This window comes from Streptomyces synnematoformans, from assembly GCF_039531005.1.
GTDB classification, from domain to species: domain Bacteria; phylum Actinomycetota; class Actinomycetes; order Streptomycetales; family Streptomycetaceae; genus Streptomyces; species Streptomyces synnematoformans.
On record NZ_BAAAPF010000371.1, the window covers coordinates 1 to 6,483 of the forward strand.

The window sequence follows — 6,483 nt, forward strand, 5'->3', positions numbered from 1 at the left end:
TGACGTCCTTCACCGCCAGGTGGCGGGCGGTCGCCGCCTGCATCCCCATGGCCAGGGCGAGGGACGACGCCGTCGCCGCGCGGGCGCCGGGCGCGCCCGTGCCGAAGGCGGCCAGGGCGGGGGCCGTGGCGGCCAGGGCCAGTCCGACGCCGCCCAGCAGGGCCGTGCACCGGCGGCTCCAGCCCGGGGCGGCGGTGCGCAGCAGCCGTCCGGCGACGGCCGCGCCGACGAGGAAGAACGCCAGCGCCAGGGCCGGGCCGAGCACCGGCAGCCCGGTCCCGCCGGTGGCCGCCATCCCGAGGATGGCGACGTTGCCGGTCATGTTGCCCGCGAACACCTGGTCCAGGTGCAGGTATCCGACGGCGTCGACCGCGCCGGTCGCGAAGGTGAGGGCGAGGATCAGCGCCGCCGGGGTGACGCGCCGCCGCACCGGCCGGCCGCCGGTGCCGGCGCCGTCCCGGCCGTCGGCTTGGTCGTCGGCTTGCCCGTCGGCTTGGCCGGAGGCTTGGCCGCGGGCGTGGGCGGCGCCGGCCGCGGTGCCGTTCATCGCCCCGTCGCGTAACCCTGGGCGCCGCGCGGGTTCGCCGCCGCCGTCAGGGTGCCGCTGTCCGGGTCGCGCGTGACGACGGAGAGCCGGCCCTGGCTCCACGGCCCCGAGACGGTCACGGCGTGGCCGCGTGCGCGCAGTTCGTCGAGGACCGCCGCGCCCGCGCGCTCCTCGACCACCAGTCCCCCCGGCGTCCAGGTCCGCGGCCAGAACGAACCCGGTACGGAGGTGGTGTGGAACGCGGGCGCGTCGATCGCCTCCTGCGGCGCCAGCCCGAGGGCCAGCGTCCGTACCAGGTAGAGCAGTTGCCACTGGTCCTGCTGGTCGCCCCCGGGTGTGCCCAGCGCGGCCACGGGGCGGCCGTCCCGCAGCAGCAGGGTCGGGCTCAGGGTGGTGCGGGGCCGCCGCCCCGGGGCGAGGCGGGCCGGGGCGGCCGGGTCCAGCCAGGTCATCTGCAGCCGGGTGCCGAGCCCGAAGCCGAGTTCCGGCACGGTGGGCGAGGACTGGAGCCACCCTCCCGACGGGGTGGCGGAGATGAGGTTCCCCCAGCGGTCGACGACGTCGATGTGGCAGGTGTCGCCCCGGGTGTCCCCGGTCTGCTGCACGGTGGGCTCGCCCACGCCGTCGGCCCGTACGGCGTGCCGGTCCGCGACGAGCGGCGGAGTGTACGGCGCGGCGACGCCGATGTCGCCTGGCCGGAACGAGTCGGCGGCGGCCGCGCCGATCAGCCCGGCGCGCTCCCGGGCGTACCGGGGGGACAGCAGCCTGCGGACGACGGCCTCCGCGTCCGCCGGGTCGAGGTGCCCGTAGTACGCCTCCCGGTCGGCCAGGGCGAGCTTCAGCGCCTCGGCGAGGGTGTGGACGCCCGCGGCGGTCGACGGGTCGAGCTGTTCGTCGTCGAGGCCGTCGAGCATGGTGAGGGCCTGCAGCAGCACGGGCCCCTGGGACCACAGGCCGGCCTTCGCGACGGTGGTTCCGCGGAACTCGGCGGTGACGGCGGGTTCGAGGGACGGCCGGAAGTCGGCGAGGTCGGCGGCGGTGAGCACTCCGGCGTGGTCCCGGCCGGAGGAGTGCCGGTGCGGTACGGCCGCGAAGTCGGCCAGGGCGGCCGCCACGAACCCGGTCCGCCAGGCGCGCCGCGCGGCGTCGATGCGCGCGGTCCTCGTCGCGCCGGCGCCTTCGGCGGCCAGCCGGCGCAGGGTACGGGCGTAGGCGGGGTTGACGAGGGTGGCGTACGGCGCGGGGACGCGTCCCTCCGGCAGCCACTGCGCGTACGACGTCGGCCAGTGGCTACGGAAGAGGTCCTCGACCCTCGCCAGGACGCCCGCGAGCTGCGGTACGACCGGGACTCCGCGCTCCGCGTAGTCGATCGCGTAGGCCAGCACGTCGGGCAGCTCCCAGGTGCCGGACTCGGCGAGCAGCCACAGCCAGGAGTCGACGGCGCCCGGGACGGCGGCGGCGAGCGCGCCCGCGCCCGGCACGTGGTCAAGACCTTCGGCCCGGAAGTGCTCGATCGTGGCGCCCCGCGGGGCGTGGCCCTGCCCCGCCAGCACCCGCGGCGCCGGGTCGGCCGCGGTGGCGAGGACGGCGACGAGGTCGCCGCCGGGCCCGTTGAGGTGGGGTTCCGCGACGTGCAGGACGAAGGCGCCGGCCGTGGCCGCGTCGAAGGCGTTGCCGCCGCGCTCCAGCACGGACTGGGCCGTCGCGGAGGCCAGCCAGTGCGTCGAGGCGCACATGCCGAAGGAGCCGCGCAGCGTGGGGCGCGTCGTGTGCGGGGGTACGTCGGTGGGTGGCGGTTGCTGACCGGCCATGGCTGTCACATTCCGTTCGTCTGGCACGTGGGCGGCTTACGCCGGGTGGTGGGCTGCTTATGCCGGGTGGTGGGCCGCGTGGTGGGCGGCGAGGACGTCGCCGCCGAAGTCGGTCTCCGGGTCCCGCCACACGGCGTGGGCATGGTTGGCGCCGCGGTGGACGTTGGTCCACTCGACGAGCAGCCGCGGGCCCTGGAGGCGGTAGTAGTGCGGTTCGCCCGCCGCGGTGGAGCCGGCCCAGGCGAGGTGGACGGCGTCCAGCGCCGCCGGGTCGGCGTAGCGGGGCAGCGGGGACACCCCGGCGGGGACGCGGTCGAGGTACGTGCCGAGCAGGGCGCGCAGCAGCTCCCGCTGCGCGGCGTCGAGTTCGGCGCCCGGCACGCCCCGGGGCTCGGGGGTGAGCGCCAGCGCCCGCTGGTCCGCACCGTGCAGGCCGGTGACCGGGTGCCCGGCCCGGTCCGGGACGTGCGGGCCGGGGCGCCAGAGTTCGCTGCGCCGCACCACGCGGTCGCCGACGCGGGCGCTGTTGCCCGCCACGACGTCGTTCGGGGCGCGGGGCAGCAGTACGGCGCGGGCGGCGGCCCCGGGGGCGAGGGAGCGGACCAGCTCGCGGGCCAGGTCCTCGGCCGTTCCCAGCGGGCGCAGCGCCGCCCCGCCCAGCAGCGGGGACGCGGCCGGGTCGGCGCCCAGGAAGCACGGGGTGGCGGCGGCGACGCGCCCGTCCACCACGAGGTTGTTGAGCGAGACGTGGTGGCCGCCGAACCGCCAGCCCCACGGCCGCGCCCCGCCGGGCTCGCCGAAGACCCGCAGGTAGTACATGCCGGGGTCGCGGGTGCGCTCCCGCCCCCAGTGCACCGAGAAGCCCTCGGTGCGGTCGAGCACGTTCTCCAGGCCGAGCACGGTGGCGACGGTGGTGTACCCGGCTTCGGACAGCCCGCTGGCGACCAGCCGCATCACCAGCCGGTGCTGCGCGGGGCGCTGCCGGTGGAAGGTGAGGCCGCCGTGGTCGGTGGGGGTGTAGTACCAGCGGGTGCGTTCGGCCTCGGCCGCGCCGCCGGTGCCCGGCGGCGGGCCGGTCGCCGCCGGGCGCTGGTCCGGGTCGAGGGAGTCCAGCCACGCGAGGGCCGCCGCGGCCATCCGGTTCGCGACCTCGCGGGCGCCGTCGTCCGTCATGGCCGAGGGGCCGTGTCGCTCGGGGCCGCGGCGGCCGGTGGAGCGTCGGGGCCGGACGGCTCGGTCACCGGTGCCGAGTCCGGCCGGGCGCCGGGCGGCTCGTGCGCGGTCACCCCGAGGAAGCCGCGCACCCGGCGGGCGACCGTGTCCGCGAACTCCACCGCGATGCCGTGCCGGCCGCCCTCGATCGCGTGCAGTTCGGCGTTCGGCATCCGCCGCGCCATCAGGACGGCGCCGGCGTAGGGCGCCAGCCGGTCCGCGGTGCCGTGCACGATCAGCGTCGGTGCGGTGATCTCCCCGAGGCGGTCCCGGACCTCGTGCTGCCGTGCGACCGCGTGGCGGCGGGCGCTCTGCTCGGGGGTGCGGGCCGTCAGCGTCCGGCCGGGGGCGGCCCGCAGCCCGGCCGGGCCCTCGGGGGTGAAGAAGAAGTCCGCGGCGGCCCGCTGCCGCTGCTCGTGGTCCATCCCCAGCAGCTCGTCGATCGCCTCCGCGCCCATCGCGTAGCTCGGCGTGGTGGCCACCAGGACCAGGGACGCGACCCGTCCGGGATGCCGGAGCGCGGCGTGCTGCGCGACCGCGCCGCCGAAGGAGGTGCCCAGCAGGTGCGCGCGCGGCAGCCCGAGCGCGTCCAGCAGGGCGGCGAGGTCGTCGGCGAGGTCCGCCAGCGTGTACGGGACCGGCGGGTTCACGGTGATCCCCGAGTCGCGCTGGTCGTAGGAGACGGCCCGGATGCCGGCGCCGAGCAGTCCGCGGAGCGCCGTGAACTGGGTGCGGTCGCTCTCGCCGCCGTGGACGAGTACGAGCGGCACGCCGTCGCCGCCGTCGAGGTATCCGACGTCGAGGCCGCCCGCCCGTACGGTCGCGCCGGCCGGTTCGGCGGGTTCCTGCTCTGACTGTGGTGCGGCCACGGTGTCCTCCTTGTCGATGCGGTCTAAGCATAGATAGACGTAGCTACGATTTGAGACGCACCTATCGTTTCGTGGAGCCGTGGGAGCCCCGGCTCATGCGGTGGAGTGTGCGGCGGAGGGAGTGGTGGGGAGAGGGGAGGACGGGGCGGTCAGCCGGCCCGCGCCCACCCGCGCAGCGCGCCGCGGTACGCCTCGGTGAGCCGGGCGATGACCTCCCGGCGGGACAGGTCCGTCTCCCGCAGCAGGTCCTGGACCTCCCGGGGATCGAAGATCATGTTGCTGAGGAACAGGGCGTGTTCGAGCATGTCGTCCGGGACGCCGATGTCGTCGAGCAGCCCCCGCACGGGACCGCTCCAGGCGTCCCGCAGGGCGACGATGATCTCGTTCCCGCTGTGCAGCCGCTCCAGGTAGCCCCGCCGGGACCGCAGCTGCACCAGCGCCGGGCCGTGCTCGGCGAGCAGGTCCACCCACTTGTCCACGACGGCGTCGAACAGCGGCCGGCCCTGCGCCGCCGACGTCACGCTGAAGTCGCGCAGCTCCTCGACGACGCTGAGCACGTAGGCCGCGAGCACGTCGTCCATCGAGGAGAAGTAGCGGTAGGCGGTGGCCGGTCCGATCTCCGCGCGCGACGCGACCGCCTGCATCGTGAGCCGGTCGGGCGCCTCCCGGGCGAGCTCGCCCACGGCCTCCAGGAGCCGCCGACGGTTGCGGCGGGTGTCACTGCGCAGTCTGCGCCCCCCGCCCGGGGCGGCCTTCCGGTCGGCCACAGGGCTCCTCCGCCTCATCGACGTGCAGGCAAAGGGTAGCGCCTCCGGGCGGGGGCCGGCCGCCCGGAGGTGCGCGGTACGCGGTGTGCACATCCGGCGCTCCTCACGTGCTCTCGGGGGCGAAGTAGCGGACGACGCGCTCCAGCCCGGTCCACAGGTCGTCCTCGGCGGCCGCGAACGAGATCCGGACGTGCCCCTCGCCCGAGGGCCCGTACTCGGCGCCGGCCCGGACCAGCACCTGCCGCCCGGCCAGCTCGCGGGCGACCCGGCCGGAGGGCACGCCGGTGTCGTAGCGGAGGAACCCGTAGAACGCGCCCTCCGGCGGCACCAGGTGCAGGCCGGGCACGCCGGCCAGGCGCGCGACCGCCAGGTCGCGCCGCCGCCGGTAGCCGTCGGCCATGGCGGCCACGACGCCGTCCGGCAGGTCGAGGGCCGCGAGGGCCGCGTGCTGGGCCGCCGTGTTCAGCGAGCCGTTCAGGCTCCGGTGCACCTGGGCGGCCGCGTCCACCACCGCGCGCGGCCCGGTCAGGTAGCCGACGCGCCAGCCGGTCATCGCGTACGTCTTGGAGAAGGTCTGCACGTACACCGTGCGGTCGCGCAGCGACTCGACCTCCAGCGCCGACGTCATCGCGTGCCCCGGGTAGACCAGCCGGTGGTAGGCCTCGTCGCTGACGACCAGGGTGCCGGAGCCGCGGAGCAGTTCCCCCAGCGCCGCCAGCTCCCGGCCGCGGTGCACGACGCCGGTCGGGTTCGACGGGTTCGAGAAGATCATCATCGCCGCCCCGGGGAGCGCGGCGGCCAGCGCGTCGAGGTCCCAGTGCAGGTCCGGGGCGAGCGGTACGAAGTCCACGGTGCCGCCGGCGAGGACGACCAGGTCGGCGTAGAGCGAGTACGCGGGCTCCGGGATGACCACGCGGTCGCCGGGGCCGATCATCGCGAGCACCGCCGCCGTCAGCGCGCCGGTGGCGCCGTGGGTGACGAGGACGTCGTCGGCGGTCCGGAGCCGGCCGGGGGGCGCCGGCAGCCGGGCCGCGAGCGCGGCGCGCAGCTCCCGGAGGCCGTTCTGGTCGGCGTAGTGGGCGCGGCCGCCGCGCCGCGCGGCCACGGCGGCGGCGACCACCGGCGGCGGGGTCGGGAAGTCCGGCTCGCCCATGGCGAGGGAGACGGTTCCCGGCGGGGCGGGCGCGAGCGCCGGGCGCCGCGAGCGGCGGCGCAGCTCCGCCGTCCGGAAGGCGGGCGCGGGCGGCACGGCGGAGGCGGACCGGCGGATCGGCGAC

At 77.0% G+C, this 6,483-nt stretch carries 6 protein-coding genes; all 6 read right to left on the reverse strand.

Features of this window, described 5'->3' with window-relative positions; genetic code table 11:
• Positions 1–547 (reverse strand): YoaK family protein (locus tag ABD317_RS32180; RefSeq protein ID WP_344294622.1); only part of this gene is annotated, 547 nt, incomplete at its 3' end.
• Positions 544–2,358 carry a gamma-glutamyltransferase family protein gene (locus tag ABD317_RS32185; protein WP_344294624.1) on the reverse strand — a complete coding sequence of 605 codons (1,815 nt, stop codon included), beginning with the start codon at positions 2,356–2,358 and terminating at the stop codon, positions 544–546. The genes ABD317_RS32180 and ABD317_RS32185, both read right to left, overlap by 4 nt.
• Before the next feature lie 57 nt (positions 2,359–2,415).
• A complete protein-coding gene (locus ABD317_RS32190; protein WP_344294626.1) occupies positions 2,416–3,531 on the reverse strand; it encodes a DUF3500 domain-containing protein in 1,116 nt (371 codons plus the stop codon).
• Positions 3,528–4,439, reverse strand: a complete 912-nt coding sequence (locus tag ABD317_RS32195) for an alpha/beta fold hydrolase (RefSeq protein ID WP_344294628.1) — start codon at positions 4,437–4,439, stop codon at positions 3,528–3,530. Before ABD317_RS32195 ends, ABD317_RS32190 begins: the two co-directional genes overlap by 4 nt.
• Positions 4,440–4,588: 149 nt before the next feature.
• A complete protein-coding gene (locus ABD317_RS32200; RefSeq protein ID WP_344294630.1) occupies positions 4,589–5,206 on the reverse strand; it encodes a TetR/AcrR family transcriptional regulator in 618 nt (205 codons plus the stop codon).
• A 103-nt stretch (positions 5,207–5,309) separates the two neighbouring features.
• Complete coding sequence (locus ABD317_RS32205) at positions 5,310–6,476, reverse strand: pyridoxal phosphate-dependent aminotransferase (RefSeq protein ID WP_344294632.1); 1,167 nt, start codon at positions 6,474–6,476, stop codon at positions 5,310–5,312.
• Between the last annotated feature and the right edge of the window lie 7 nt (positions 6,477–6,483).

What these genes read in the sequence shown, in the direction of transcription:
- ABD317_RS32185 (WP_344294624.1), bottom strand. Translation starts at nt 2,358, where the DNA reads ATGGCCGGTCAGCAACCGCCACCCACCGACGTACCCCCGCACACGACG.
- ABD317_RS32190 (WP_344294626.1), bottom strand. Translation starts at nt 3,531, where the DNA reads ATGACGGACGACGGCGCCCGCGAGGTCGCGAACCGGATGGCCGCGGCG.